Source organism: Clostridium sp. E02 (genome assembly GCF_003833015.1).
Lineage (GTDB): Bacteria > Bacillota > Clostridia > Lachnospirales > Lachnospiraceae > Lacrimispora.
This window is the reverse complement of sequence record NZ_RJLQ01000065.1, coordinates 1-474: the sequence shown is the minus strand read 5'-3', so window position 1 is coordinate 474 and position 474 is coordinate 1. Positions and strand designations below refer to the sequence as shown.

Sequence of the window (474 nt, the reverse complement as noted above, 5' to 3'; positions counted from 1 at the left end):
GGGCAAGAGCCTCTATGCGCCGGAGAACCGCTTCCGCCCCTTCTGCAGCGAGCGCTGCCGGCAGATCGACCTGGGTGCATGGGCCTCGGAGGATTTCCGCATGCCCACCGAGGCGCCGCCCGATGAGGATGCCTTCGGCGACCACCTCCAGCGGCCCCCGGAGCACTGAGCGGCGAACACGGCCCTTCTGGCGTCGTTGCCACATCTTGTCGTACTGCGCGTACTGCCTGCGATGCGGCGCCTCGCCAGAACCGCTTCGCCGGGCCGTGCTGGCCGCTCTGCGGGCCTCTAGGCCTGGGGCAGCAGCGCCGGATCGAACGGCAGGCCGCGTTCTTCCGCCAGCCACTGCAGCACCGGGTAGGCCCCGGGCAGCACCGGCGACACGTCCAGCGGCCACTGCTGCCAGGCCATGGACTGGCCTTCGCGCATCTCGAATTCACCCGTCCAGGCGTGCACCTTGCACCAGTGCAGGCG

The 474-nt window shown here is 70.3% G+C and carries 2 protein-coding genes; one reads left to right on the top strand and one right to left on the bottom strand.

The window, feature by feature from the left end; all coding sequences use genetic code 11:
- Window positions 1-169: DNA gyrase inhibitor YacG (locus tag EFT72_RS19850; protein WP_124068460.1), on the top strand; the 169-nt coding region annotated here is incomplete at its 5' end.
- A gap of 119 nt (window positions 170-288) precedes the next feature.
- Here the strand turns inward: EFT72_RS19850 and EFT72_RS18945 are convergent.
- Window positions 289-474 (bottom strand): hypothetical protein (locus tag EFT72_RS18945; protein WP_206426692.1); only part of this gene is annotated, 186 nt, incomplete at its 5' end.